This window comes from Stappia sp. G46H5W, assembly GCF_058448995.1.
In genome coordinates this window covers 49,342-73,795 of sequence record NZ_JBZFLL010000007.1, presented here as the reverse complement: position 1 = coordinate 73,795, position 24,454 = coordinate 49,342, and the positions used below count along the sequence as shown (strand labels likewise).

The 24,454-nt window shown below is 66.6% G+C and carries 24 protein-coding genes; 15 read left to right on the top strand and 9 right to left on the bottom strand.

All coding sequences use genetic code 11. The features are described from left to right. Nucleotides 1-106: 106 nt before the first annotated feature. Nucleotides 107-1,732, bottom strand: coding sequence for an ABC transporter substrate-binding protein (locus tag ACVJ6E_RS21080; RefSeq protein ID WP_120268491.1), 1,626 nt, complete (start codon nt 1,730-1,732; stop codon nt 107-109). 259 nt (nt 1,733-1,991) lie between these two features. Here ACVJ6E_RS21080 and fahA point away from each other — a divergent pair, with 259 nt between their 5' ends. Genes fahA through ACVJ6E_RS21065 form a run of 3 tightly spaced genes read left to right on the top strand, consistent with a single transcriptional unit; the run spans nt 1,992 to nt 4,842 of the window. Continuing rightward, nucleotides 1,992-3,272, top strand: a complete 1,281-nt coding sequence (fahA, locus tag ACVJ6E_RS21075) for a fumarylacetoacetase (RefSeq protein WP_120268492.1) — start codon at nt 1,992-1,994, stop codon at nt 3,270-3,272. After that, on the top strand, nt 3,269-4,120 hold the full coding sequence (locus ACVJ6E_RS21070; RefSeq protein WP_120268493.1) for a fumarylacetoacetate hydrolase family protein: 852 nt from the start codon (nt 3,269-3,271) through the stop codon (nt 4,118-4,120). Before fahA ends, ACVJ6E_RS21070 begins: the two co-directional genes overlap by 4 nt. Nucleotides 4,121-4,146: 26 nt before the next feature. After that, a complete protein-coding gene (locus tag ACVJ6E_RS21065; protein WP_120268494.1) occupies nt 4,147-4,842 on the top strand; it encodes a fumarylacetoacetate hydrolase family protein in 696 nt (231 codons plus the stop codon). 86 nt (nt 4,843-4,928) lie between these two features. On the opposite strand, the gene ACVJ6E_RS21060 is transcribed toward ACVJ6E_RS21065, so the two are convergent. From ACVJ6E_RS21060 to ACVJ6E_RS21030, 7 genes are all read right to left on the bottom strand, one after another. Further along, nucleotides 4,929-6,629 carry an FAD-dependent oxidoreductase gene (locus tag ACVJ6E_RS21060; protein ID WP_120268495.1) on the bottom strand — a complete coding sequence of 567 codons (1,701 nt, stop codon included), beginning with the start codon at nt 6,627-6,629 and terminating at the stop codon, nt 4,929-4,931. Then, the gene (locus tag ACVJ6E_RS21055) at nt 6,626-7,387 is read right to left on the bottom strand and encodes an SDR family oxidoreductase (protein WP_120268496.1); all 762 of its coding nucleotides are present in this window, start codon (nt 7,385-7,387) and stop codon (nt 6,626-6,628) included. Before ACVJ6E_RS21055 ends, ACVJ6E_RS21060 begins: the two co-directional genes overlap by 4 nt. 26 nt (nt 7,388-7,413) lie before the next feature. Continuing rightward, on the bottom strand, nt 7,414-8,148 hold the full coding sequence (locus ACVJ6E_RS21050) for an SDR family NAD(P)-dependent oxidoreductase (protein ID WP_120268497.1): 735 nt from the start codon (nt 8,146-8,148) through the stop codon (nt 7,414-7,416). A gap of 83 nt (nt 8,149-8,231) precedes the next feature. Then, a complete protein-coding gene (locus ACVJ6E_RS21045) occupies nt 8,232-9,353 on the bottom strand; it encodes a C4-dicarboxylate TRAP transporter substrate-binding protein (protein WP_120268498.1) in 1,122 nt (373 codons plus the stop codon). Nucleotides 9,354-9,422: 69 nt separating this feature from the next. Beyond that, nucleotides 9,423-10,727: a TRAP transporter large permease gene (locus tag ACVJ6E_RS21040; protein WP_067220246.1), complete on the bottom strand. Its 1,305-nt coding sequence runs from the start codon at nt 10,725-10,727 to the stop codon at nt 9,423-9,425. 10 nt (nt 10,728-10,737) lie between these two features. Beyond that, complete coding sequence (locus tag ACVJ6E_RS21035) at nt 10,738-11,262, bottom strand: TRAP transporter small permease subunit (protein WP_088946094.1); 525 nt, start codon at nt 11,260-11,262, stop codon at nt 10,738-10,740. A 2-nt stretch (nt 11,263-11,264) separates the two neighbouring features. Beyond that, nucleotides 11,265-12,023: an SDR family oxidoreductase gene (locus ACVJ6E_RS21030; RefSeq protein WP_120268499.1), complete on the bottom strand. Its 759-nt coding sequence runs from the start codon at nt 12,021-12,023 to the stop codon at nt 11,265-11,267. Nucleotides 12,024-12,164: 141 nt separating this feature from the next. Here ACVJ6E_RS21030 and ACVJ6E_RS21025 point away from each other — a divergent pair, with 141 nt between their 5' ends. Both ACVJ6E_RS21025 and ACVJ6E_RS21020 read left to right on the top strand, forming a co-directional pair. Continuing rightward, on the top strand, nt 12,165-12,908 hold the full coding sequence (locus ACVJ6E_RS21025; protein WP_120268500.1) for a GntR family transcriptional regulator: 744 nt from the start codon (nt 12,165-12,167) through the stop codon (nt 12,906-12,908). A gap of 20 nt (nt 12,909-12,928) precedes the next feature. Then, the gene (locus ACVJ6E_RS21020; RefSeq protein ID WP_120268501.1) at nt 12,929-13,543 is read left to right on the top strand and encodes a glutathione S-transferase; all 615 of its coding nucleotides are present in this window, start codon (nt 12,929-12,931) and stop codon (nt 13,541-13,543) included. A gap of 78 nt (nt 13,544-13,621) precedes the next feature. On the opposite strand, the gene ACVJ6E_RS21015 is transcribed toward ACVJ6E_RS21020, so the two are convergent. Next, complete coding sequence (locus tag ACVJ6E_RS21015; protein WP_120268502.1) at nt 13,622-14,275, bottom strand: LysE family translocator; 654 nt, start codon at nt 14,273-14,275, stop codon at nt 13,622-13,624. A 469-nt stretch (nt 14,276-14,744) separates the two neighbouring features. On the opposite strand from ACVJ6E_RS21015, the gene ACVJ6E_RS21010 reads away from it, so the two are divergent. The 10 genes from ACVJ6E_RS21010 (at nt 14,745) to ACVJ6E_RS20965 (ending at nt 24,390) form a co-directional block, all read left to right on the top strand. Continuing rightward, nucleotides 14,745-15,722: an acyl-CoA desaturase gene (locus tag ACVJ6E_RS21010; protein WP_199681137.1), complete on the top strand. Its 978-nt coding sequence runs from the start codon at nt 14,745-14,747 to the stop codon at nt 15,720-15,722. A 33-nt stretch (nt 15,723-15,755) separates the two neighbouring features. Next, entirely contained in the window at nt 15,756-16,043 is a 288-nt protein-coding gene (locus tag ACVJ6E_RS21005; protein WP_097175684.1) for an acyl carrier protein, read from the top strand. 11 nt (nt 16,044-16,054) lie between these two features. Next, on the top strand, nt 16,055-16,942 hold the full coding sequence (locus tag ACVJ6E_RS21000; RefSeq protein WP_067220263.1) for an SAM-dependent methyltransferase: 888 nt from the start codon (nt 16,055-16,057) through the stop codon (nt 16,940-16,942). A 117-nt stretch (nt 16,943-17,059) separates the two neighbouring features. Continuing rightward, on the top strand, nt 17,060-18,352 hold the full coding sequence (locus ACVJ6E_RS20995) for a cytochrome P450 (protein WP_147421845.1): 1,293 nt from the start codon (nt 17,060-17,062) through the stop codon (nt 18,350-18,352). Further along, nucleotides 18,349-19,179 (top strand): alpha/beta fold hydrolase, encoded by an 831-nt coding sequence (locus tag ACVJ6E_RS20990; RefSeq protein WP_120268504.1) that lies wholly within the window; start codon nt 18,349-18,351, stop codon nt 19,177-19,179. Before ACVJ6E_RS20995 ends, ACVJ6E_RS20990 begins: the two co-directional genes overlap by 4 nt. Next, nucleotides 19,155-20,954, top strand: coding sequence for a fatty acyl-AMP ligase (locus ACVJ6E_RS20985; protein ID WP_120268505.1), 1,800 nt, complete (start codon nt 19,155-19,157; stop codon nt 20,952-20,954). The genes ACVJ6E_RS20990 and ACVJ6E_RS20985 overlap by 25 nt, the downstream gene beginning before the upstream one ends. A gap of 76 nt (nt 20,955-21,030) precedes the next feature. Further along, on the top strand, nt 21,031-21,456 hold the full coding sequence (locus tag ACVJ6E_RS20980) for a PaaI family thioesterase (RefSeq protein WP_067220273.1): 426 nt from the start codon (nt 21,031-21,033) through the stop codon (nt 21,454-21,456). Nucleotides 21,457-21,495: 39 nt separating this feature from the next. Beyond that, nucleotides 21,496-22,521, top strand: a complete 1,026-nt coding sequence (locus ACVJ6E_RS20975; protein ID WP_120268506.1) for a TauD/TfdA family dioxygenase — start codon at nt 21,496-21,498, stop codon at nt 22,519-22,521. A 64-nt stretch (nt 22,522-22,585) separates the two neighbouring features. Further along, on the top strand, nt 22,586-23,395 hold the full coding sequence (locus tag ACVJ6E_RS20970) for a class II aldolase/adducin family protein (protein ID WP_120268507.1): 810 nt from the start codon (nt 22,586-22,588) through the stop codon (nt 23,393-23,395). 92 nt (nt 23,396-23,487) lie between these two features. Further along, a complete protein-coding gene (locus ACVJ6E_RS20965; RefSeq protein ID WP_147421846.1) occupies nt 23,488-24,390 on the top strand; it encodes a Pnap_2097 family protein in 903 nt (300 codons plus the stop codon). Nucleotides 24,391-24,454 lie beyond the last annotated feature (64 nt).

Genomic DNA, 24,454 nt, shown 5'->3' with positions numbered 1-24,454 from the left:
TACTCGGGCTGGCTTGTGCGGGACCGTGCCCCGCCGCGACAGGGCGCGGCGGGGTGGTCAAGTCAGTCGGGGAGCCGGGGCGCGGAACGCCCCGGTCCGGGATGGCTTACTTCTTGGGGAAGTGCAGGCGGCCCTGTCCGTCCCAGCCGTAACCCGCGTCCTCGAGGATCTTGCGGGCGGCGTCGACGTCGAAGGGAACCTGCGGCAGCTCGGAGTTGTGCCACATGCCGAGCTGGACCGGCACCGGGCCTTCGCCGGCCGGGACGGCGAAGCCGAGCCAGCCTTCGATCGCAGCCCGCTGCTTGGCGGTGGCAACGCGCAACGCCTTGCGGAACGCAGGGTCGGTGAACGGGGCCTTCTGGTTGTTCAGCCAGATGAGCATGGAGCCGTGCGAGGGGATCTCGAGGAAGTCGAGATGGTTGTTCTGCGCGGCAAGGTCGCTCATCGCGGCAACCGGCAGCACCATGCTGGCGATATCGCCGGTGCCCGAGAGCATGGCCGAGCGGATCGCATCCGCCTGGCCGAGCGCCAGACGACGCACGCCGTCATATTCGGCAGCGTGGAAGTGCTCGGTGAAGGTCTCGAGCTCATGCGTCTCGTTGACCCGCCAGCTCTTGAACTTGAAGGGACCGGAGCCGATCACGGCGCCGTCGGCGACGACATCGCGAGCGACCTTGTCGCCTTCATAGTTCGCCCAGTGATGCTCGGGCAGGATGAACAGGTAGGTGAGGACGGTCGTCACGAAGGACGCGTCAGGAGCCTTCAGCTTCACGTTGAAGGTGAGATCGTCGACCTTCTCCGCGCCGGCCAGGTTGGCGATGCGCGAGGACATTGCCGGCGGCTGCAGCTCGACCACGGTGTTGATCGTGAAGACGGCGTCATCCGCGTTCACGGCCTCGCCATCGTGGAACTTCATGCCTTCGCGCAAGGTGACCTTCACCGTCTGGGGATCGGTGAACTCCCATGCGGCGGCGGCCCACGGCACGGTCTCGCCCTTGGAGTTGTTCTTGGCGAACGTGTCGAAGATGAAACGCACCCAGCCCACGGCGCCTTCTTCGGCCATCGGGTTGTAGGTGGTCACGTCCTCGTAATGCGCCCAGTCGAGGATGCGGTCGTCGGTCTTCGGCTTGGCCGAAAGCCACGGATCGACCAGGCCCTCATGCGCGGCGACCGGCGCCGGGCTGGTGACGTTGTCCCACTTGTCGCTGTTCCACAGGATGCCGTAGACGGTGTTCGTCGCCGGCCACCAGGGCGCGACATCGTGGAAATACTTCTGGGCCTCGTGCACCAGCGCCAGGCGCTCGTCCTGGTTCACCAGTTCGCGCTGCTTCTTGACCATCTCGGTATAGGCTTCGTCGCACCACTTGGCGCCGTTGCGCCGGGCGCCGCAGGCGCCGAGGTCATGAAGCCAATAGGTTGGATCCACGCGATCCGGGTCCGCGCCGACGGTGAAGACGGCCATGTCCTCGAGGCCGCCGCCGACCATGATGTTGGAGATGAAGCTGCTGAACTGGACCGGCTGCATCTGGAAGGACAGGCCGAGCTTGGCCCACTCCTCGCTCAGAACGCGTGCGGACTGTTCGTACATCGGGCCCATGTCGGCCGCGTAATAGGCGATCTGGAGCTGGGGAACCGGCTCTCCGAGATCCTGGGCCATGGCGGGCGCGCAAAGCGCAGCAATACCGGTCGACAGCGACAGCGTCGCGGCCAACCGCCTGATCTTGGCAGTCATAGCGTTGTTTCCTCCCACGCACCTTGCCTTGTTTCCTCCTCGAGACCGGAACGTTGCGGCTTTGCCGCGCGTTTCGGATCCCTCGTTTCGGTAGGTGCTGATCAAAAGTGTATACGAAAATGCCGACTGTCAATGATTTCGATCTTGATTTCCTGCCATCAATGTCAAAAGTGAATGCAATACAACGTTGCCAGCTGGCGCAAGCCGGAGGACGGACAGGGGGCAAACACCCTTTGGGCAGCGTCTTTGGGAGGAAAAAATGCAATCTTCTTGGGTGCCTGGGGCCAATTCGCCCTCAGGAGACTTTCCCTTGGCGAATCTGCCATACGGGGTGTTTTCGCGTGGCGGGGACGCTCCGCGCTGCGGTGTCGCCATCGGCGATCATGTGGTCGACCTTGCCGCGCTGGCGGCATCCGGCCTGCTCGGCGAGGCCGCCGGCGGCTGGGGTCTTGACGAGCCTGGCATCAACAGCTTCATGGCGGCCGGTCCGAAGGCCTGGGCTGCCCTGCGCGCCCGCCTGACCGACCTGCTCGCCGAGGACGGCTCGCCGGACCTGCGCGACAATGCGGCGCTCCGCGCCTCGGCCCTTCCGCTGATGAGCGAGGTGCGCATGCATCTGCCGTTCCGCGTCACCGGCTACACGGATTTCTATGCCGGTCGCCAGCACGCCTTCAATTCCGGCTCGATCCTGCGCGGCCCGCAGAATGCGCTGACGCCGAACTGGCCGCACATGCCCATCGGCTACAACGGCCGGGTGTCCACCGTCGTCGTCTCGGGCACGCCGGTGCGCCGGCCGCTTGGCCAGGTGCGGAGCGAGGGCGCCGAGATGCCCGAGCTGACCGCCTGCCGCCGGCTGGACATCGAGGTCGAGTTCGGTGCCGTCGTGGCCCTGCCGACGCAGATGGGCGAGACCCTGTCGGTCGCCGAGGCGTGGGAGCACCTGTTCGGCTTCGTGCTGCTCAACGACTGGTCGGCGCGCGACATCCAGCGCTGGGAGGGCCAGCCGCTCGGGCCGTTCCAGTCCAAGGCCTTCGCCACCTCGATCAGCCCCTGGGTCGTGACCCGTGCGGCGCTCGAGCCGTTCCGCTGCGGCCCGCCTGAGCGCGACACCCCGCTTCTGCCCTATCTGCAGGAGCCGGAGGACTATTTCTTCGACCTGACGCTGGAGGCGCATCTGACGCCCGAGGGCGGTGCGCCGAGTCGTATCGTGCGCACCAACACCAGGCATCTCTACTACTGCGCACCGCAACTGCTGACCCATCACGCCCTGTGCGGCTGCCGGATGCAGACCGGCGACCTGCTCGGATCCGGCACCATCTCCGGGCCGGAGCGCGAGGCCTTCGGCTGCCTGATGGAACAGACCTGGGGCGGCCGCGACCCGGTGGAGCTGTCCGCCGGCGGCTCGCGTGTCTTCCTGGAGGACGGCGACAGCGTGACGCTGACCGGCTGGGGCGAGGTGAACGGCCAGCGGATCGGATTCGGACGGTGCGAGGGAACGATCCTGCCCGCGCCGCAAAAGGTCGGGAGGACCGGACAATGAAACTGTGTCGTTTTGGAGAAAACCGCCTGGGCGTGGTGCGTGGAGAGGGCGTTCACGACGTCTCCGCCGTGCTGGAGGACCTGCCGTCCCACACCTATCCGCTGCCCGATCATGACCCGCTGATCGCCGCGCTGGACGGGCTGCGCCCGAAGATGGAGGCGCTGGCCGACGAGACGCCTGCCGTGCCGCTCGCCAGCGTGCGCCTGCTGCCGCCGGTCGCTTCGCCGCGCAAGATCATCGGCGCGCCGGTGAACTACCGCCTGCATCTCGACGAGGCGCTGGAAGACCCGAACATCCATCACGGCACCAACATCATGCCGATCGACAAGGCGGGCCTCTTCCTCAAGGCAACGAGCTCGCTGATCGGCGCCGGCGAGCCGGTGACGATCCGGTTCCCGGAGGTCCGCAACGACCACGAGGTCGAACTGGTCGCGGTAATCGGCCGCAAGGCCGACCGGGTGTCGCGGGAGACCGCGCTGGACCATGTCGCCGGCTATGCGATCGGGCTGGACATGACCGTGCGCGGCACGCAGGAGCGCAGCATGCGCAAGTCCTGCGACAGCTACTCGGTGCTCGGCCCCTGGATGGTGACGGCGGACGAGATCGCCGACCCGTCCGACCTGGACCTGGAGCTGAGCGTGAACGGCGTGACGCGCCAGAAGGCCCGCACCGCGGACCTCATCCGCGATCTTGCGACGCTGATCGAGCGCGCCTCGTCCTTCTACACCCTGATGCCGGGCGACCTGCTGTTCACCGGCACGCCCGAAGGCGTCAGCGAGGTGAAGGCCGGCGACGAGATGCGCGCCAAGATCAGCAGCATCGGAACCATGACGGTCGCGGTCCGCTGACCGCGATGACGAGGGAAGGAAAGACCATGGATTACATCTTTGAGCCGACACCGGTCAGCAGCCTGCCGGTCGCCGGTGAGGCTGGGCGGTTTCCGGTACGCCGGATCTTCTGTGTCGGCCGCAACTACGCCGACCACATTCGCGAGATGGGCTTTCAGCCGGAGCGCGAGCCGCCGTTTTTCTTCACCAAGCCGGCCGATGCGCTGGTGCAGGACGGCGAGACGGTCGCTTATCCGCCGCTGACCGAGAACTTCCACCACGAGGCCGAACTGGTGATCGCCATCGGCAAGGAAGGCGCGGACATTCCGGTCGAAAAGGCGCTGGAGCATGTCTACGGCTATGCGACCGGCAACGACCTGACACGCCGCGACATCCAGATCGCGCTGCGCGACCGCGGTCGCCCGTGGGACTGGAGCAAGGCGTTCGATCGTTCCGCCGTTTGCGGCGAGATCACTCCGATGCCGGGCAAGGCGCTGCCGGACGAGACCCGCGTGCAGCTCACGGTCAACGGCGAGACCCGCCAGGATGCAACGCTCGACCTGCTGATCTGGTCGGTGCCGGAGATCATCGCCGCACTGTCTTCGTCCGTGACCATCCGCCCCGGCGATCTCGTCTACACCGGCACGCCGGCCGGCGTCGGCGCGATGGTGCCGGGCGATGTCTGCCGTGTCGAGATTTCCGGCCTTGCGCCGGTGACGACGACAATCGGACCGCGCGGCTGAACGCAGCCACAGTCTGCCCGAACGCATTGCGGCCTGCTCCGGAAACCGGGGCAGGCCGCAGTCGTTTCAGCGTCTTGCCGAGCCGCTCAGGGCTCCAGCCCAGCCGCGGTGTGGCCGACGATATAGCCGAAGGTGAGGGCGGGGCCGAGCGTGATGCCCGCACCTGGATAGCTGCCGGCCATGATCGAGTTCATGTCGTTGCCGCAGGTATAGAGGCCGGGGATCGGCGTGCCGTCGGTGGCGAGAACCTCGCCGCGCCCGTTCGCCGACAGGCCGATGCTGGTGCCGATGTCGCCGGGGAAGATCTCGATGGCATAGAGGGGCGTCTGGTCGAGCGGTCGCAGGCAGGGATTGGGAGCGTTTTCCGCATCGCCCAGATAGGTCTGGTAGGCGGTCGATCCCTTGCCGAACGCACGGTCGGTGCCCTCGGCCGCATCCGTGTTGAAGCCGGCGATGGTCTGAGCCAGCGCGGCTTCCTGCACGTTCATGGCGCGGGCGAGCTCCGCCGCATCGCGGCCGCGCTTCAGGTAGCCTGAGCGCAGGTGATGGCCGAACGGTGCGGGGAACGGACGCACCGCGCCCATGCCGTAGCGCCGCAGCGCACGGTGATCGCAGACCAGCCAGGCCGAGGTATTGCCGCTCGACAGCATCGCCTGGACGAAGTCGTGATAGGACGTCGCCTCGTTGGCGAAGCGCTTGCCGTCGGGACCCACCGCGATGACGCCGGGCTTTGCCCGGTCGAGAAAGAGGTGAGGGAAGGGGCGGGGGCCGCCCTTGCCCGGCAGCAGCGAGACCGGCGTCCAGAACGCGGCGTTGCTGTTGCCTTCGGTGATCGCAGCGCCGACCTTCGTTGCAAGGTCCAGCGTGTCGCCGGTGCTGTCGGCGGGGGACATGGAATAGTGCGGGGCGCCGGCTGCGACATGCGGCATCACCTGCTTGCGCCGGGCCGCGTTCTGCGGAAACCCGCCGGCCGCCAGCACCACGCCGCGCCGCGCGGTGAGCGTGCGTGTTGCGCCGTCATGGGTGACGTCCACGCCGTCGACCCGGCCGTCGGTGCGGCGGATACCGGCAAGCGGCGTTTCCAGGAAGATCGGGATGTCGAGCGCCAGCACGCTTTCGGCCAGCCGGCCGGCGACGGCCTGCCCGAGCACCAGACGGGTGCCGCGCGGATGGGTCAGCCGGTCGCGAAGATGCCGGGCCATCAGCCGCGCTGCATGCATCGCGGAAGGCAGCGAGCGCGTCATCTTCATGAAATGGCCGATGTCGAAGCGGTTCAGCAGCAGCCCGCCGAAGATGGTGAAATCGGCGATGGGCGGGCGCAGCTTCGCGAACCAGCGGCCGAGCCGGCGGCCGTCATAGTCCTTGGCGTCCAGCACGCGGCCGCCGAGCGCGGCGCCCGGCGTGTCCGGATGATAGTCGGGCGAGTAGGCCCGGTAGTCGAACTGCAGGGCGGTGTGCTTCTCGAAGAAGTCGACCATGCGCGGGCCGTTGTCGAGAAAGGCGTGTACGACATCGGCGTTGAGCCGGTTGCCGGTCTCGGCCTCGATGTAGCGGAAGGCCTCCTGCCTGTCGTCACTCATGCCGCCGGCGCGCATCTTCGGATTGTCGGGGATCCAGATCGCCCCGCCGGAAACCGCCGTCGAGCCGCCGAAATGGGCCGATTTCTCGATGATCGCAACCTCGAGCCCGGCAAGCCGTGCGGCGATGGCGGCCGCCATGCCGGCGGCCCCCGAGCCGACGACGATCAGGTCGTACGCATCCTTCAGGACCGGATCGTTCCGTGTCATGCGACATCTCCCGGGCGGGGGTAGCGGCCGACGGCCCAGCCGCCGTCGACGCGAAGCGTCGCGCCGGTGATGAAGGCGGCTTCGTCGCTGGCGAGGAAGGCGACGGCGTCGGCCACCTCGCCCGGCGTTCCGACCCGGCGCAGCGGCGCCTGCTCGATGAAGACATGCTTGCGCCAGGTCTCCGTGCGGATCCGCTCGGCGGTCAGCGGCGTTTCGATGAGGCCGGGAGCGACCGCGTTGACGCGGATGTTCTCCGGCCCGAAGTCGGTCGCCATCTGGCGGGTCATGCCGTCGACGGCGGCCTTGCTGGTGCTGTAGCCGGCGCTGCCGGTCGCTCCGACGATGGCGTAGATCGAGGCGATGTTGACGATGGCACCGCCGCCGGTGCGGCGCATCTCGCCGATTGCGAACTTGCTGAGCATGAAGACCGGCAGCACGTTGATCTCGAAATAGCGCCGCACGTCCTCGGCGCTGGTCTCGTCGGCGCGGCCGCCCCCGCCCACTCCGGCATTGTTGACCAGAATGGCGAGCGGGCGCCCGGCAAGAGCATTGGAAAGAGTGTCGGGCAGCGCCGGATCGGTGACGTCGGCCGTCACCGTCTCGATGCCTTCCGGCAGTCGGGACAGACCGTCCGCGTCGCGGTCGACGGCGATGACGGTTGCTCCTTGCGCGGCAAGGCGTTCGGCGATGGCGAAGCCGATGCCGGAGGCTGCGCCCGTGACGATGGCCAGGCGGCCAGAGAAACGATTGGTGTCCATGATCCCGTCCTCGGGTCGGGGGATGGTCAGAAGCTGGTGGTGCCGCCGAGCGAGCGGCCACCGTCGACAAGCAGCACCTGACCCGTGATGAAGCCCGCCTGAGGCGAGCCGAGAAAGGCGACGGCATGGGCGATGTCGTCCGGCGCGCCGAGCTGGCCCATCGGCTGCTGCGCCCGCAGACCGTCAAGGTCGGTGTCCGAGCGCGCCTTCAGCATGTCGGTCTCGATGACGCCGGGGGCGACCGCGTTGACGCGGATCTTGCGTTCGGAAAGGTCGAGCGCCATGGCGCGGGTCAGGCCTGCGACGGCCGCCTTGGAGGCGACGTAATGGGCGTAGTGGCGCGCGCCCAGCATCGCCCGCGAGGCGATGTTGACGATGGCGCCGCCCGGTTGCATGCGCGCGGCGATCTTCTGCGACAGGTCGAACAGGGCGACGAGGTTGACCTCGTACATCCGCCGGAAATCATCGGGCGCCAGCTCGAAGAAGCCCTTCACGTTGAAGATGCCGGCATTATTGACGAGCAGGCGCACGTCGCCGGCCTCCTCGGCGAGGCGGGCGACGGCAGCCGCATCCGTGACGTCCAGCGCATGGGCGCGGGCGCTGCCGCCGCTTGCGCGGATGGCGGAGGCGACGGCTTCCGCGTTGTCCGCGGCAAGATCGGCGACGATGACCTGATGGCCGTTCTCGGCAAGGACACGGGAAATGGCCGCGCCAATTCCCGCGCCGCCGCCGGTCACGATGGCGATGGGGTTCTGTGTCATTGGCAATGATCCGTCAGGTCGAAAGGGGAGGCAAAAAAGCGGCGGGCACCGTGGGGAGAGGTCCGGCACCCGCCGCAGGAGCGTCAGTTCAGGCCGAAGCTGTTCTCGTCGATCTTCGAGTACAGGTTCTCCTGGAGGATCTTGGCCAGCGCGTCGGCGTCGGTGCGGTCGACCCCTTCAAGCAGCCCCTTCCACTTCGTCTGAAGTGCCTGGAACTCCTCGATGAGGTCGGTCGGATCCTCGACCTTGCGGTCGTCCATGGACTTCTTCGGCAGGCCTGCGACGAAGTTGGTCTGGAACTCCTTCAGCTTGGCGCTGAGGTCCTCGGACGGCTCGATGATCTCAAGGCCGCGCTCCTTGGAGCCTTTCATCGCCGCGGCGACGCCGACGTGATAGGCGACCTGCGCACGGGCATTGCCAATGGCCATGTTGTCGAGCAGCACGCGGCGCTGTTCGGGGGCAAGCCCCTTCCAGAAGCCCGGGTTGATCACGTAGTTGGCGCCCAGCACCACGCCCATCGGCAGGGTCGTCACGGACTTGGCGACTTCCCAGAACTTGTTGCCCTTGTCGAGGTTGGTCGGGTCCGACATGGTGCAGTCGATGGAGCCGCGGCTGAGGCCGGAATAGACGTCGCCGATCGGCACGGAGACCGGAACGCCGCCGAGATTTTCGACCCAGGAAGTCTGGGCGCCGCCGGCGGTGCGGATCTTCAGGCCCTTGGCATCGGCGGCCGCGCGGATCGGCTTCACGCAGATGAAGTTGTAGACCGGGGTGGAGTAGCCGCCGGCGAAGATGCCGCCGTTCTTCTTCCACTCGCCGACGATGCGCGCGTTGGTCATGCCCATTTCGGTATAGGCGAAGGCCGAGGCGATATCGTCATCGGAAACGAAGACGAGGTCGTTGAGCACGTTGTTGAGCGGCAGCTCCGAGGGGGTGTAGCCCGGATAGACGATGCCGAGCTGGGCGACGCCGTCGCGGATCGCCTGCATGGTCGACTTGGCCGGCACCAGCGCGCCGCTGGAATAGACCTCGAAGGTGATGGCGCTATCGGTCGCGGCCGCCACGTCCTTGGAGAACTTCTGGTAGGTCTCCTCGTTGAGGATGTGGACCGGAGCCATCCAGTTGGTGGCCTGGTACACGTCCGCATAGGCGGCCGAGCCCATCAGGCCGGCAGTCAGGGTCGCAAGGGCGAGCAGTTTCTTCATGTCTTCCTCCCATGTTCCGGCGCTTCTTGTCGGGCGCCGATCGGATCAGGCGAACGAGGTGTTTGGGGGTCAGTTCGCCATGATTGCGGGCAGCCACAGGCTGATGGCCGGGAAGGCGATCAGCAGGGCCAGCGTGATGAAGTCGGCCAGGATGAACCAGCTGACGCCGGCAAAGATCTGGCCGAGGGGTATGGTGCTGCCGAGACTGGATCGGATGACGTAGACGTTCATCCCGACCGGCGGCGTGACGAGGCCGATCTCCAGCAGCTTGACGGTCAGGATGCCGAACCAGATCAGGTCGACGCCGAGCAGGGCCAGCATCGGCGCCAGCACCGGCAGGGTCAGCAGCATGATCGAGATGCTTTCCAGGAAGCAGCCGAGCACCAGGTAGAGCGCGCCGATCATCAGGATCACGGTGAGGGCGCTGTAGCCGTCGAAGAAGTTGGTGACCCAGACCGGCACCGTCGACAGGGCGATGAAGCGGGCGAACAGGGCCGCGCCGACGACGATGATGAAGATCGCCGCGGTGCCGAGTGCGGTGTCGATCAGCGCGCAGCGCATCACCCGGATATCGAGCTGGCGACGGGCCGCGGCGATGATGCAGGCGAGGAACGCGCCGATGGCGCCGGCCTCGGTGGCCGTGAAGATGCCGGTGAAGATGCCGCCGAGCACGCCGGCGATCAGCACCGGCAGCGGCCACACGTCCTTGATCAGCTCGAGCTTCTCCGCCCAGCTGTAGACCTCGTCGCTCTTGGGCGCCAGCTGGGGATTGAGCATGGTGCGCAGCGAGATCATGCCGACGAACATCACGGCCGACAGCAGGCCGGGGATGAGGCCGGCGATGAACAGCTCGCTGATCGACACGTCCATCATCAGGCCGAAGACGATCAGCAGGACGCTCGGCGGGATCAGCGACCCCAGCGTGCCGGCGGCCGCGACCGAACCGGCCGCGAGCGAGGGAGCATAGCCGGCCTTCAGCATTTCCGGGATGGCGATGCGCGAGAAGGCGGCGGCGGTTGCGACGCTCGACCCGCTGGCCGAGGCGAACAGCGCGCTGGAGGCGACGGTCGCGGAGGCGAGACCGCCCGGCACCCGGTTGAGGAACACGCGGGCCGCGGCGAACAGGCCCTTGGTGAGCCCGGCGCCCGAGGCGATGTAGCCCATCAGCAGGAACATCGGCACTGCCGACAGGTTCCAGTCGCCGACGAGCTCGTAAGGCACGGCCTTGACGATGCCGATGGCCGGCATGGCACCGAGCATGGCGAAGATGCCGCCGATGGCGACCGCGCCCATGGCAACGCCGATGGGAACGCGCAGGCCGATGAGGACGAGCGTCAGGACGATGCCGACGAAACCGATTTCGAGACGGTCCATGATCGGGGCCTCAGACTGGATCTGCGTGCTGGGGCTGGTCTTCCGCCGGCAGGACATCGCGGCCGGAGAGGATCAGCACGAGGCGGGTGAACTGGGCAAGGCACGCAAGGCCGAGGCCGAGCGGCAGCAGGAACTTGGTCGGCCAGACGACGACCTTCCATGCGCCTTCGACGATCTCGCCGATTTCCCAGGCATAGATGGCCGGCTGCCAGGAAAGCCAGGCGATCAGCCCGTAGACGGCAAGCGACAGCAGCGTGCCGAGCAGCAGCATCACGCGCCGCGCCGTGGGGTTGGCCATGTCGAAGAACAGCTCCACGACGATCGGGCCGTTCTTCACCTCAAGCCAGGCCAGCGGCAGGAACACGACCGAGATCATGTAGTAGCTGGCCACGACCTCGGCGGTGCCCGGGATCGGGGCGTTGAGGAAGTACTTGCCCGCGACGTCCGCCGTCACGTGCAGCATCATCGCCAGCAGGGCGAGGGCTGCGAGCCCGGCAAGCAGGGCTGCGATCTGGTTGAGGGCGCGCTCCAGCATGGTCATTGCATCCGGTAGCCGCCGTTGATGTCCAGCGTGGCGCCGGTCACATAGGCACCGTCCGGACCGGCGAGATAGGAGACGGCTCCGGCCACATCCTCCGGCGTGCCGATCCGGCCCATCGGGATGTTGCGGGAAATCTCAGCGTCCTGGGAAGGATCGAGCGACAGGCGCAGCATCGGCGCGTCGATCAGGCCGGGAGCGACCGCGTTGACGGTGACGCCGAGGGGCGCCGCCTCGCGGGCACCGGCCTTGATGAGGCCGAGGATCGCGCTCTTGCTGGCGATATAGGCCGAGCTGGAGCGGTAGCCGCCGAGCTGTGCCGCGACGGAGGAAAAGCCGACGAAGCGCGCGTGATCCAGCGGGGCACGGGTGCGGTGGCGCAGATATTCGCGCAGCAGCAGGAACGTGCCGGTGCTGTTGATCGTCTGCGTCTTGTCCCACTCCTCGAAGCTGGTCTCGGTGAGTGGGCGGCGCTGGCCGTTTTCGTCGAGGATCAGGATGCCGGCGGCGGCCACCAGCACGTTGACCGGTGCGATGTCCGCTTCGACCTCGCGAAGACAGGCGATCACCGCCTCTTCGCTGCTGACGTCGAGCGCGAGCCCGACATGGCCGGCGCCCGGCAGCGAGGCGACAAGCTCGTGCGCCCGGTCGGCATCCATGTCGGTGGCAATGATCGAGAAACCGTCTGCGGCGAGCCGCTTGGCGACAGCGCGGCCTATACCGCCTGCCGCGCCGGTGACGAACGCTGTGAGTGCCATCCGTACCCTCCCTTATTTCGCCTCAGGATTGGATACATTATCGCGACTGTCAATCTAGTTTCAGCCGATTTTCGATTGTTTTGGATAAATTCCTGAGAGGTCACGCTTGTCACGTCGCGTGAAACAGGTCATTTTGGATCCATGACACCACTCGATCAGGCACCGGCACCGACAGCCGACGTCACCAGCGCGGATGCAGCGGCGACCGCCATTCGCGAGATGATCCTGGAAGGCCGCTTCGCGCCCGGCGAACGGCTGCATCAGGACCAGCTCGCGGAAATTCTTGGCGTTTCGCGCACGCCCCTGCGCACCGCGCTGGCCCGGCTCGCCCAGGACGGCCTGATCGACTACGAACCCAATCGCGGCTATCGCATCCGCCGTTTCCTGGTCGCCGACATCCGCCAGGCCTTCACCGTCCGGGCGAACCTGGAAGGGCTTGCCTGCCGGCTGGCGGCGGAGGCGGGGCTGAACAAGGCGCAGCTCGTGCGTATGGAGGCGCTGGTCGACGAGGGCGATGCGATCCTGTCCGTCGGGCGGCTCGATCCCGATCAGCTGCCGTCCTACCGACGCATGAACGTGGAGTTCCACGAGACCATCATCGGCGCGGCCGGCAACCGCTGGATCGGCCGCTTCGTCCATCAGTCTCACAACGTGCCGCTCGTTTCCGACCGCGTGATTCTCTGGGACGATTTCGAGGTCATCCACCGCTCCCACGACGACCACCGCCGTATTCTCAAGGCGCTGGGCGACAGGGACGGTACGCGGGCGCAGAACCTGATGAGCGAACATGTCATATTCGCCGGCCAGCTCCTTGCCGACCGGCTGGAGGCCGACCCGGAAGCCGCGCTGCGCCAGGCGAGCCAGGCACAGGCCGGACATTTCTGAAACCCTACTGGAGAGTGTTGATGAAGCTCTATTTCTCCCCCGCCTCGCCTTATGTGCGTAAGGTCATGGTCGTTGCCCACGAGAAGGGCGTCGTGGACCGGATCGAACTGCTCGGCTCGGCGGCCAACCCGGTCAACCGCGACAAGACCATCGTCGCCAGCAACCCGTCCGGCAAGGTGCCGACCATGCTGCTGGACGACGGGTCCGCGATCTACGACAGCCGCGTGATTTGCGCCTATGTGGATGCGCAGGCCGCCTCGCCGGTGCTGGTGCCGACCGAGGGCAACGAGCGCTTTGCCGTCATGACGCTGGAGGCGCTGGCCGATTCGATCCTCGATGCGGCGCTGCTCGCCCGCTACGAGAAGATCATGCGGCCCGAAGCGCTCTACTGGGACGACTGGCATCGCGGCCAGATGGAGAAGATCGACAGCGGCCTCGATGCGCTGGAGACGACCTGGCTGTCGCACCTGCAGGGACCGCTGTCGATGGGGTCGATCGCCGCGGCCTGCACCCTCGGCTATCTCGACTTCCGGTTCCCGGACAAGGATTGGCGCAGCGCCCATCCGGGCCTTGCGGCGTGGTTCAAGATCGTCTCGGAGCGCCCATCCATGCAGGCGACGATGCCGAAGGGCTGAGCCCACAAGCGCTGGCGCACCGCCGGCTCATCGATCAGGGGCGCGGATCCGGAAACGGTCCGCGCCTTTTTTGTTGTGTCAGGCTGAGATTTTCAGGCTGTCGACGATCAGCCACAGGCCGGACAGGCCGTAGACGGCCGCCAGCGCATAGCGGAAGCCGGTCGAGTTCGCGACTTCCTCGCGGTTCAGCACGCGCGAGGAAAACAGCAGCACATAGGCCGAGAAGATACACAGGCCGAGGACGAGACAGCCGAGCACGATCACCAGGGGCGCGTACCAGGGCGACTCCGGCCGTACCCCGGCTGTGATGATGAGGATCCAGCCGACGCTCGCCTTGGGATTGAGGATCTGGATCAGGAAACCGCGCCGGAAATGGCCGGCGAGCCCGATCCGGGCGCCGTTCTGCCCCGCCTCCTGATCCCGGGTCGGTCCCGTCGAGGGTTTCCACTGGCGAAAGGTCTTCCACGCCAGCCAGACGAGATAACCGCCGCCGGCCACGCCCACGGCCATCATCGCCGCCGGCATGGCGACCAGCACCGAGGACAGGCCGAAGGCCGCAAGCAGCGCCCAGGTCTGCCCGGCGGCCATCACCCCGGCCATTACCGCAAAGCCCGAGGGGCGACCCTGCCGGATCGCCGTGGTCGCGATCGTCATGTTGCCGAGCCCGGGGCTGGCCGCTCCGACGATATAGATGAGAAACGCCGAGAGCATGTTCGCGTCATCGTAAGTCATGGCCGGCCGGAGCTCTCGAGCGGGAGGAAGGGGCGTTCCGCGGCGCCTGCTTTACAGGGCTGCCAGCGGTTGATGCAAGCCTGGATTGCGGTGTTTCTCTTGTTCGCGTGGCTTGATGGCCGGCTCGTTTCTCTACGCGGTCCGATCGCGGGGTGGGGGCTGCATCGCGTGACGCGTGAAACACTTCTTCGCGACAAAGAAGAAATCAATATCGTAAATAATGACGATATTGATAAATTTACGTAAGGAATCATTCTTCAACTTTCTTGTAATGGTCTTCATATTTGAAGTGACTCACTCGATATATTTAAAGAATTTCGGCAAAAACATCCTCACTGTTAGCGTGATCAAGTGATAAATAGCTATTTTTCGTTCGAATACGATGTATTTGTGCGAGAAATACTTCATGTACACAGGTCATCCGACGGTCCGTTCCGGCGACTTGCGGGCTGCGATTGGAGGAAGAGTGATGCTCAACAGAGGCGACCAGATCGCTCATCAGATGTTCCAGCAGGCGCAACTGCCCGGGCAGCCGCGCCAGAAGGTCATCGACAGTCCGCACCTGCACAAGATGCAGAGGATGCACTTTTTCCTGTTCGATGTGCTGCCGATCCTCGGTACCGCCTGTGCGATCGTGTTGCTGTTCTTTCACCCGATCACGACCGCCGACCTGACGCTGTTCTTCGTGTTCTGGACGCTGAGCGGGCTCGGGATCTCGATCGGCTACCACCGCCTCTTCACCCATCGCAGCTTCAAGGCGTCGGCGCCTGTTCGCGCCGCTCTCGGCATCTTCGGCTCGATGGCGGGGCAGGGCGGCGTGATCTCCTGGACAGCGATGCACCGGCGTCACCACGAGCTGGGCGACCAGGAAGGCGACCTGCATTCGCCGAACCTGCATGGCAGCGGTTTTTCGGGGAAGATCAAGGGCTTCATCCATGCGCACTTCACCTGGATGGTGGCGCATCCCTATCCCAATGTCGTGCACTACGCGCCGGACCTGCTCAAGGACCGGGTGATGATCTGGGTGAACCGTCATTACTACACTTGGATCATCCTCGGCCTGCTCATTCCGACCGTGATCGGCGGGCTGGTGAGCCAGTCCTGGATGGGGGCCCTGACCGGCTTCCTGTGGGGCGGCATGGTGCGCATGTTCATCGTCGAGCAGGGCATCTTCGCGCTCAACTCTCTGTGCCACCTGATTGGCCGCCGCCGCTTCGTCACCGACGACCAGAGCACCAACATCAGCTGGCTCGCCCCCTTCATCTTCGGCGAGTCCTGGCACCACAACCACCACGCCTTCCCCGGTTCCGCGTCCTTCGGGCTCGCCTGGTACCGCATCGATCCCGGTTACTGGGTCATCCGCTTGCTCGCTCTCTTCGGTCAGGCCTGGGACATCAAGGTCCCGACGAAGGAGCAGATCGAGCGCCGGGAAATTCGCAGCGCCTGACCCGACGCACTTGCAGGAAGAGGAGGAGTTCCAATGGATCACGTTCAGATCGCGGAAAAGGTCGACGAGGCCGCCGTATTTGCCTGGCTCAAGACCTACATCTCCAACGTGCTCGGAATGGACCAGGCGTCCATCAAGGGCAGCGACGGCCTCGATTCCCTCGGTCTCGACTCCGCCCTGACCACGGCGTTGGCGATGGACCTGGAGACCTGGCTCGGCGTCGAGATCCCGCTGGCGATCCTGTTCGAGGCGGAAACGCTCGACAACATCGCCTCCGGTGTCGCCCGTGAGGCCGAGCGCCAGCACGCTACGGCAGGATGAGGGCAGAGACCATGAAGACGGAACAGCCCGACTACGGCGGCTCGATGGCCGCGGTCCAGTACCACTACGATGTCAGCCGCGACTTCTACCGCCTGTGGCTCGACGAGTCGCTCACCTACTCCAGCGCCCTGTGGGAGGGTGAGGACGACACGCTGGCCGCCGCCCAGCAGCGCAAGATCGACCATCACCTGCGCGAAGCCCGGGCGGACAAGGCGGAATCCCTGCTCGACGTCGGCTGCGGCTGGGGCGCGCTGGTGCGCAAGGCCAGCAGCTATTCCGGCCTGAAGCGGATCGTCGGCCTGACGCTGAGCGAGGACCAGGCGGACAATGTGCGCAGCTTCGGCATCCCGCAGATCGAGGTGCGCCTCGAGAGCTGGACCCAGCACAAGCCCGACCGTCCCTATGACAGCATCATCTCTGTCGGCGCCTTCGAGCATTTCGCCAAGCCCGAGGACAGCCGCGAGGTGAAGATCGAGACCTATCGCGACTTCTTCGCCACCTGTTCCAAGTGGCTGACGCCCGGCGGGCGCATGTCGCTGCAGACCTTCGTCTACGGCACCATGCGCAACGAGGAAGCCAGCCAGTTCATCAACGAGGAGATCTTCCCGGCCGCCGACCTGCCGCGGCTGGACGAGATCGCCGCGGCGGCGGACGGGGTGATGGAGGTGACCTATCTGGTCAACCACCGCCTGCACTATGCCCGCACCTACGATGCGTGGGCGCGCAACCTGCGCCGGCGGCGCGACGAGGCGGTGAAGCTGGTCGGCGAGACCGTCACCGAGCGCTACGAGCGTTATCTCAAGCAGACCTCCATCGGCTTCTACACGGGCAAGATCGGCCTGCTGCGCATCTCGCTGCGTCCGACCGACCGTCCGGTTTCCGAAACCTCGAGGATGTGAGTGGAACCGGGCCGGCCTATTCGCCGGCCCGCTGCCCGCGTCGAACACCACCGGCGGCGCAAGCCGTGCCGCCGGGCGACCCCGTCTTGCCCGCGTCCAGCAACAGGGAACCGTGCCATGACCGTCACCGCCCCAGCAGCAGAACCCCGTGCAGGCAGCGCTGCTGCCCGCGTGCCGGCAGGCCAGGACATCGTCTTCAACCCGCTCGACCCGGCCTTCCGTGCCGATCCCTATCCGGTCTATGCGCGCCTGCGCCGCGAGGCTCCGATCCTGCGCACCAAGGGCACGCTCATCCTGTCGCGCTACGAGGACGTGCTCGCCGTCATGCGCAGCCGCAAGTTCAGCGTCCGCCTGATCCCCGACACGGTGGTCAAGCAGGCCGCCCGCCTTCGGTTCGAGGACTATGGCCAGATGCTGCGCTTCCTGCAGACCTCCATCGTCTTCACGGACAATCCGGAGCACATGCGCCTGCGCCGGCTGGTCAACCAGGCCTATTCCAACGAGGCGATCAACGCTCTCCTGCCGGTGCTGACCGACCGGATCGAGCGCCTGCTTGCGACCCATGCCGCCCGCGGCGGCTGCGACATCATGGCGGACATCGCCGTGCCGCTGCCCATCGACATCCTGTGCGACTGGATGGCGGTGGATGATGAGGCCCGCCCCGGCATTGCCGAGAAGGTCCACGCCGTGCGCTACCTGCTCGACCCGGGCATGATGAACCGCTCCGCCTTCCAGAAGGCGGCGAGCAGCATGCGCGAGCTGACCGGCTACTTCGGCGAGCATGCGGCCCGCATCCGCAAGTCGGGCAAGGACACGATCATCGCCCGCCTGTGCGAGGCGCAGGTGGATGGCGCCGGCCTGACGGAGGAGGAGATCGCCTTCGCCTGCGTCATGTCCTTCGTCGCCGGCACCGAGACGACCCAGTGCCTCATCGGCAATCTCGTCGATGCCATCCTCGATCACCGCGAAAAGTTCGAGGCGCTGGGAGACGATGCGGCGTCGATCCGCTCCGCGATCGAGGAAGTCACCCGCTACGAGACGCCGCTGCAGTTCACCAAACGCCTCGCCGTCGAGGACTGCACGGTCGGCGGCATCGACATCTCCGCCGGCGAGCAGATCCTGCTCTGCCTCGGCTCGGCCAATCGCGACGGCGAGGTGTTCGAGGCTCCCGACGAGCTGCGCTTCGACCGCAAGGGCACGGCGCATATCGGCTTCGGCTTCGGCATGCATTCCTGCCTCGGCGCACTGCTCGCCCGTGTCCAGGGCGATGCCTTCCTCAAGGTGCTGCTGAACGGCTACGGCGATTTCGAGCGCGTCGATCCCGAGCGCCGCTGGCAGGCCAACAGCCTGATCCTGCGCGGCCCTGAGCGGCTGGACATCCGCTTCTCCACGCAACGGGGGACGGCGTGAGCGCGAGGGCCGAAATCTTTGTCAGCGACCGCGCACGGGCGGCGGTCGATCTCTACGTGTTCCACCATGCCGGTGGCAGCCGCCACTCCTTTGCGGCCTGGCAGTCGAAGTTTCCCGCGGAAGTCGCGCTGCACCGGGTGCAGCTTCCCGGTCGTACGGCGGAGACCTGCCACGTCCTGCCGAAATGGGCCGGTGCCCTGGTCCCCGGCCTGGTCCGCAACTTCCTGAAATCCCGCGCGGGATCCCGGCGGCCTTTCGTCTTCTACGGTCACAGCTTAGGTGCGCTGATCGCCTTCGAGCTGACCCGCTTCCTGCGGCTGATCGGCGAGGACATGCCCGCCGGCCTTGTCGTCGCCAGTCGCCGCGCGCCCCATTGCCAGCTCAGCCACGGCGAGCTGTTCAGTCTTCCCGATGATGAGCTGGTTGCCGCGCTCCATCGCCTTGGCGGCGTGCCGGAGCATATGCGCGGCAAGGAGGACTGGCTGCGTCAGGTGCTGCCCGTCATTCGCGCCGACCTGCAGCTGTCCGACATCTATCGCTATGCCGGCCAGCCGCCGCTCGACTGCCCGATGCTGGCGGTGAAGGGCTCCGACGATCCGATCATGTCGCTGCGCGAGCTCATCGAGTGGTCGGCCCACACCACCGGCAGTTTCACCTGCGGCGAGCTGCCGGGCGCGCATTTCTTCGATGCCGACGGGACGCGCCGCCTTGAGGCGATCCTAATCAGGACCCTGGCCCGCTGGGCCGAATTCGAACCCGCGGGCACGTCCGCCCGCCCCATGCCCCTTCCGGAGGAGAGACCATGCTGGACAAGAGCCGGGATCTGAGCAGCGTCAGCGTTCCCACCCTTTGGGGGCTCCTCGATTCCTACGCGGCCGCGCGGCCGGACGACCGGGCCTTCCTCTATCTCGGCCCGGAGAATGTCGAGCAGGAGGCGCTGACCTACGCCGAGCTGCACCGGCTGGCGCGCATCTACGGCCAGCGCCTACGGCAGCACACGCGCCCCGGCGACCGGGCGATCCTGATGTTCCCGACCGGACTTGCCTTCGTGGTTGCCTTCTTCGCTTGCCATTTCGCCGGCGTGGTGCCGGTGCCGATGGTGCCTCTCAAGGGCTCGCGCCTGCGCAACACGGTGCATGCCATCGCCGAGAATGCCGCCGCCGCCGTGGTGTTCAGCAATCTCGACCAGGCCTCGCTCGTCCGCGCCCAGTTGAGCCCGCTGCCGAGCTACCGGGACGCTACCTTCATTGCCATCGATCTCGATGAAGGCGGGTCTGCGCCAACCGCCGACCCGCATGAGGCGCTGCCGCACGAACTCGCCTTCATCCAGTACACGTCCGGCTCCACCTCGGTGCCGCGCGGCGTGATGGTCAGCCATGCCAATCTGGCTGCCAACCTGGAGATGATGGCCGAGGCCTTCGGCAACGACGACAATCCGACCTATGTCGGCTGGGCGCCGCTCTATCACGACATGGGGCTGATCGCGAACGTGCTGGAGCCGTTCTATCTCGGCACGTTCTGCATCCTGATGTCACCCAATCTCTTCGCCCACCGGCCCTGGCTGTGGCCGAAGGCGATCAGCGATTATCGCGCGGTGGTCAGCGGCGGGCCGAACTACGCCTACGATCTGTGCATCGAGCGCCGCGACCTGATCATCGATGCCGGCCTCGACCTGTCGTCGTGGAAGCTTGCGTTCAACAGCGCCGAGCCGGTGCGCGCCGGCACCCTGCAGCGCTTCACCGAGGCCTTTTCCGGCATCGGCTTCCGTCCCGAGACCTTCTACCCCTGCTTCGGTATGGCGGAGGCGACGCTGCTGATCACCGGCGGCAGCCGGAGCGAGGTGCCGATCCTGCGGCCGGTGAGCCGGGTGGGACTGGCGCGGGGCGCGGCCGCCGCACCGAGCGACGAGAAGGACGAGACGCAGGCGATCGGCTGCGGCAGGGCGCTGCGCGACGAGACGCTGCGCATCGTCGATCCGGAGACCTTCGACGCCATGCCCGATGGCGAGATCGGCGAGATCTGGGTCGCCGGCCCGCATGTGCCGCTCGGATATTTCGACAATGAGGAGGTCTCGCAGCGCACCTTCCATGCCCGAATTGCCGGCGAGGAAGACGGCGAGCGCTATCTTCGCACCGGCGACCTCGGCTTCGTGCTGGAGGGCGAGCTCTATGTCACGGGCCGCCACAAGGACCTGATCATCGTCCGCGGCCACAACGTCTACCCGCAGGACATCGAATATGTGGCGGAGCGTGCCTGGCCGGGCCTGAAGAACAATTCCGGCGCAGCCTTCGCGGTCGAGGATCCCGACAGCGGCATTCAGACCTTGGTGCTTGCCCAGGAAGTGCGGATCGGCAATCGCCAGTCGATCGATATCGACGCGGCGACGCGGGCGATCCGCCAGGAGATCCTGCGCGAGGCCGATGTCACCTTCCACAAGATCATCCTGCTGGAGCCGGGCTCCATCCCCAAGACCTCGAGCGGCAAGATCCGCCGGGCCGAGACCCGCAAGCGCTACCTCGACGAGACGCTCGCGATCCTTGCCCGCCGGCCGTCCCAGGCTGCCGAGGCCGAACCGGCAAAGGCGGCGAGCGGCGACGACTGACCGAATGCGGACCGGGCCGGCAAGGCCCGTCCGGTCCGCGGATTTTTTGCAAACGTGACGAGGTGAAGACAGGTCCATGTCCGAGGAAAAACTGCCGGTTCTCTCGCGCGACGAGATTGGAGCGGTGATCGGCAAGACGCCTTTCGCGGTATGGGTCGGGGCGAGCCTCGATACCTATCGCTACGGCGAGGTGGAAATCAGCATTCCCATGCGCCGCGAGCTGACCCAGCATCACGGCTTCGGCCATGGCGCCATCATCGGGTTTCTGGCCGACAGCGCCTGCGCCTGGGCGGCCGCCTCCGTCGCCGGCGATGTCGTGACCTCCGAATACAAGCTCAACATGTTCGCTCCCGCCGTCGGCCAGACGCTGGTCGGCCACGGCCAGGTCCTCAACTACGGCGGACGCCATGCCGTCTGCCGCGCCGATGTCTACGCCCTTTCGGGCACGCGCAAGAAGCTGGTGGCGACGGCGCTCGCCACGATCTTCCAGGTCAAGCCGTAAGGCCGGCCTTCCGACCCACCCCAACCAGGAGTTCGCGTCATGCAGCACGTTGAAAGCACTCTCGGTCCCGATGTCCCGATCGTGGTCTGGTCGCCGCGCGACGGCGCCCGTTTCAGCCTCGACGAGCTCGCCGCCTATCTTGCCGAATCCAAGGAGCGGATTTCCGCCCAGCTCGACGAGAACGGCGGCGTCCTGCTGCGCGGGTTCGACTGCGTTCACACGTCCAGCGACTACCAGAAGGTCCTCGACGTGGTCGCGCCCGATCTGATGGACTATGTCGGCGGCACCTCGCCGCGCAAGGTCGTCAACGGCCGGATCATGACCGCGACCGAGATCCCCGGGTCCTACTCGATCCCGCTGCACCAGGAAATGTCCTACACGGACAATTCGCCCGACCGCATCTCCTTCTTCTGCGAGCGGCCGCCGGAAGAGGGCGGGCAGACGACCATCGGCGACATGCGCGCGATCACCCGGGCCATCGACCCGAAGGTCCGCGAGCGCTTCGAGGTCCATGGCGGCGTGCAGCTCTGCCGCAACCTGCCGCTGCCGGAGAAGGTCGCCTCCCGGCCGGGCGTGCCCAAGACCTGGCACGAGGTTTTCGCCACCGACAGGCGCGAGGACGCCGAGAAGGTCGCCGCCAAGTCTGGCTGGCGCTACGAGTGGCTGGACGACGGATCGATGCAGCTGTGGCAGGAGGTGCGGCCCACCACCCGGCAGCACCCGCGCTCCGGCGACGATGTCTGGTTCAACCAGGTGCACATCTTCTCGCCCGTCTCCGCGCTGAAATGGGCCCGGCTCGACGGCCGCACCGAGGCCGCCGACCGGTTGGCCCGCGCGCTCGAGGAGGCGCCGCAGCTTCTCGACCACATGCGTTACGGCGACGGCACGGAGATCGCGGCCGAGGACGTGCTGCACATCTACGACGTGCTGCTGGAGAACGAGAAGCCGGTGCAGTGGCAGAAGGGCGACGTGCTCGTCCTCGACAACATCCTTGTCGCTCATGGCCGCAAGCGCTTCTCCGGCGACCGCAGCGTTCTGACCGCGCTGATCCAGCACGCCCACTGACCCTCGTGCCCAAGGTCCGGCGGCGCGCCCGCCGGGTCGAGCCCCATCCGAACGGGAGACAGCCATGCTGAAGACGGTTTCCAGCACAAAATCCGGCGAGGCGCAGGACGAGATGGCCGCCGAGGAGCGGCGCATGCGCGTCCAGCTTGCCGAGTTCTATCATCTCGTTGCCTATCTCGGCTGGACCGAGATGATCTTCAACCACATCTCCTTGCGTGTTCCGGGCCCCAACCGCCACTACCTCGTCAATCCCTTCGGGCTGCACTACGAGGAGATCACGCCGGACAATCTCGTGAAGGTCGACGTGGAGGGCAACCTGGTCGAGCCGTCGGACTATCCGGCCAACCGGACGGGCTTTGCCCTGCACGGGGCGATCCACGAGGCGCGCGACGACATCCACTGCATCGCCCACACGCACACGACGCCGATTTCCGCGATCGCGCTGAAGGAAGGCGGCTTCACCTATGACGACTTCTATGGTGCGCAGCTCTTCGGCCGCGTTGGCTACCACGCCTTCGAGGGCGTGACGGTCTTTGCCGACGAGCGTCCGCGCATGGTCGCCAGCCTTGGCGACAAGAACGTTCTGGTGCTCCGCAACCACGGCATTGCGGTCGGCGAGCGCGACGTGCCGCGCACCTTCTGGCTGCTCTACAACGCGCAGCGCGCGGCCGAGATCCAGTGCCAGGCCGGCATGCTGCCCGGTGCCAATACCCCTCTCACCGACGAGGTGCGGCTCCGCAGCGCGGCGGCGGCAGAAGAGCTGGTCGCGGGCGATGCCTTCGCCGCCAAGCTCTTCGACGCGATGGTGCGCAAGGTGCGCCGTGATCGTGGCCCGCTCTGGGCCAGGGATACCGGAACCGACCGGCTCGAATAGGCGGCGTCCCGCCGGCCTGCCGACCCCGAAATCGCGGAGGATCATGTCCCGTGACACTGCAAGAGAGAAACCGGCCCCGGTCCGGGCCAGGGGTGGCGTCCCACCGGGAACGGGCGACAGGCTGGGCGAGCACCCACCGGGTCCATCTCGGCATGCCGCATCTGGCCTTCAGCGGACTGTCGGAGGCCTGGCTGCTGAAGGAGCTGGGCCATCGCCACTGGATCCAGCTCGCGCGCATGGCGGAATACGACTTTCCCGACTTCTATGACGAGGCCGGGCACACGGTCTATGCCGCGTTCCGCTCCGTGCGGATCGAGGGCGCGCGCTTCGATCTGGCCAAGGAAAACGACACGCTGGTGATCCGCTCCAGCCTGTTCCGCCTGTCGCGCACCCAGGTGCAGAGCGAACACCGGCTGAGCATCGGCGGTGCCCTGCTCGGTGTGGTGCGCATGGTCTCGGTCTTCGTTCACCGCAACGGCCAGACGTCGAACCGGTCGGTGGTCCGCGTCGAGATCCAGGGTCTGCCGCCGGTCTCCGAGGCCAGCAAGCCGGACCTGGCGAACGGCGGTGTCGACGGCACCTTGTGGGCCTGGGACGAGGGGGCGATCGTTGCCGCCGATCATCGGCCGCAACTGTTCTTCCCCTGTCCCTCGCAGGACTTCAACGGGGCTGGCTTTCTCTACTTCGCCAATGTCCCGGCCTTCGTGGACCGGGCGGAGTGGAACGTCGACCCGGACTTTGCGCGCAACGCCATCACCCGTTGGCGCAGTGTCGCCTATCACGCCAATATCGATCCCGGCGAAGCCATCTCCATCGAGCTCGTCGACTTCGAGCGGGACGACCTGTTGTGGCGGCACCGTTGCCGGGTCACCCGGGCGACCGACGGCAAGCACATGGCGGATGTCCTGAGCGTGCGCAGCCGCGTCGAAGTGGCCGGATCGCGGCGCGTGGCCGCCCGGCAGGAAGTCGGCTGCGCCGACCGGCCCGACTGTTGACCATCTGACCGGACAAGGGCACCCGGGCGAGGAGCGGCCAGGCGAACGGCGCGCTCGCCCGGCA

What these genes read in the sequence shown, in the direction of transcription:
- ACVJ6E_RS20985 (WP_120268505.1), top strand. Translation starts at nt 19,155, where the DNA reads ATGCTGGACAAGAGCCGGGATCTGAGCAGCGTCAGCGTTCCCACCCTT.
- ACVJ6E_RS21020 (WP_120268501.1), top strand. Translation starts at nt 12,929, where the DNA reads ATGAAGCTCTATTTCTCCCCCGCCTCGCCTTATGTGCGTAAGGTCATG.
- ACVJ6E_RS21015 (WP_120268502.1), bottom strand. Translation starts at nt 14,275, where the DNA reads ATGACTTACGATGACGCGAACATGCTCTCGGCGTTTCTCATCTATATC.
- ACVJ6E_RS21065 (WP_120268494.1), top strand. Translation starts at nt 4,147, where the DNA reads ATGGATTACATCTTTGAGCCGACACCGGTCAGCAGCCTGCCGGTCGCC.
- fahA (WP_120268492.1), top strand. Translation starts at nt 1,992, where the DNA reads ATGCAATCTTCTTGGGTGCCTGGGGCCAATTCGCCCTCAGGAGACTTT.
- ACVJ6E_RS21045 (WP_120268498.1), bottom strand. Translation starts at nt 9,353, where the DNA reads ATGAAGAAACTGCTCGCCCTTGCGACCCTGACTGCCGGCCTGATGGGC.
- ACVJ6E_RS20980 (WP_067220273.1), top strand. Translation starts at nt 21,031, where the DNA reads ATGTCCGAGGAAAAACTGCCGGTTCTCTCGCGCGACGAGATTGGAGCG.
- ACVJ6E_RS21040 (WP_067220246.1), bottom strand. Translation starts at nt 10,727, where the DNA reads ATGGACCGTCTCGAAATCGGTTTCGTCGGCATCGTCCTGACGCTCGTC.
- ACVJ6E_RS21005 (WP_097175684.1), top strand. Translation starts at nt 15,756, where the DNA reads ATGGATCACGTTCAGATCGCGGAAAAGGTCGACGAGGCCGCCGTATTT.
- ACVJ6E_RS21080 (WP_120268491.1), bottom strand. Translation starts at nt 1,732, where the DNA reads ATGACTGCCAAGATCAGGCGGTTGGCCGCGACGCTGTCGCTGTCGACC.
- ACVJ6E_RS20975 (WP_120268506.1), top strand. Translation starts at nt 21,496, where the DNA reads ATGCAGCACGTTGAAAGCACTCTCGGTCCCGATGTCCCGATCGTGGTC.
- ACVJ6E_RS21070 (WP_120268493.1), top strand. Translation starts at nt 3,269, where the DNA reads ATGAAACTGTGTCGTTTTGGAGAAAACCGCCTGGGCGTGGTGCGTGGA.
- ACVJ6E_RS20970 (WP_120268507.1), top strand. Translation starts at nt 22,586, where the DNA reads ATGCTGAAGACGGTTTCCAGCACAAAATCCGGCGAGGCGCAGGACGAG.
- ACVJ6E_RS21060 (WP_120268495.1), bottom strand. Translation starts at nt 6,629, where the DNA reads ATGACACGGAACGATCCGGTCCTGAAGGATGCGTACGACCTGATCGTC.
- ACVJ6E_RS21035 (WP_088946094.1), bottom strand. Translation starts at nt 11,262, where the DNA reads ATGCTGGAGCGCGCCCTCAACCAGATCGCAGCCCTGCTTGCCGGGCTC.
- ACVJ6E_RS21050 (WP_120268497.1), bottom strand. Translation starts at nt 8,148, where the DNA reads ATGACACAGAACCCCATCGCCATCGTGACCGGCGGCGGCGCGGGAATT.
- ACVJ6E_RS21055 (WP_120268496.1), bottom strand. Translation starts at nt 7,387, where the DNA reads ATGGACACCAATCGTTTCTCTGGCCGCCTGGCCATCGTCACGGGCGCA.
- ACVJ6E_RS21010 (WP_199681137.1), top strand. Translation starts at nt 14,745, where the DNA reads ATGCTCAACAGAGGCGACCAGATCGCTCATCAGATGTTCCAGCAGGCG.
- ACVJ6E_RS20995 (WP_147421845.1), top strand. Translation starts at nt 17,060, where the DNA reads ATGACCGTCACCGCCCCAGCAGCAGAACCCCGTGCAGGCAGCGCTGCT.
- ACVJ6E_RS21030 (WP_120268499.1), bottom strand. Translation starts at nt 12,023, where the DNA reads ATGGCACTCACAGCGTTCGTCACCGGCGCGGCAGGCGGTATAGGCCGC.
- ACVJ6E_RS21025 (WP_120268500.1), top strand. Translation starts at nt 12,165, where the DNA reads ATGACACCACTCGATCAGGCACCGGCACCGACAGCCGACGTCACCAGC.
- ACVJ6E_RS21000 (WP_067220263.1), top strand. Translation starts at nt 16,055, where the DNA reads ATGAAGACGGAACAGCCCGACTACGGCGGCTCGATGGCCGCGGTCCAG.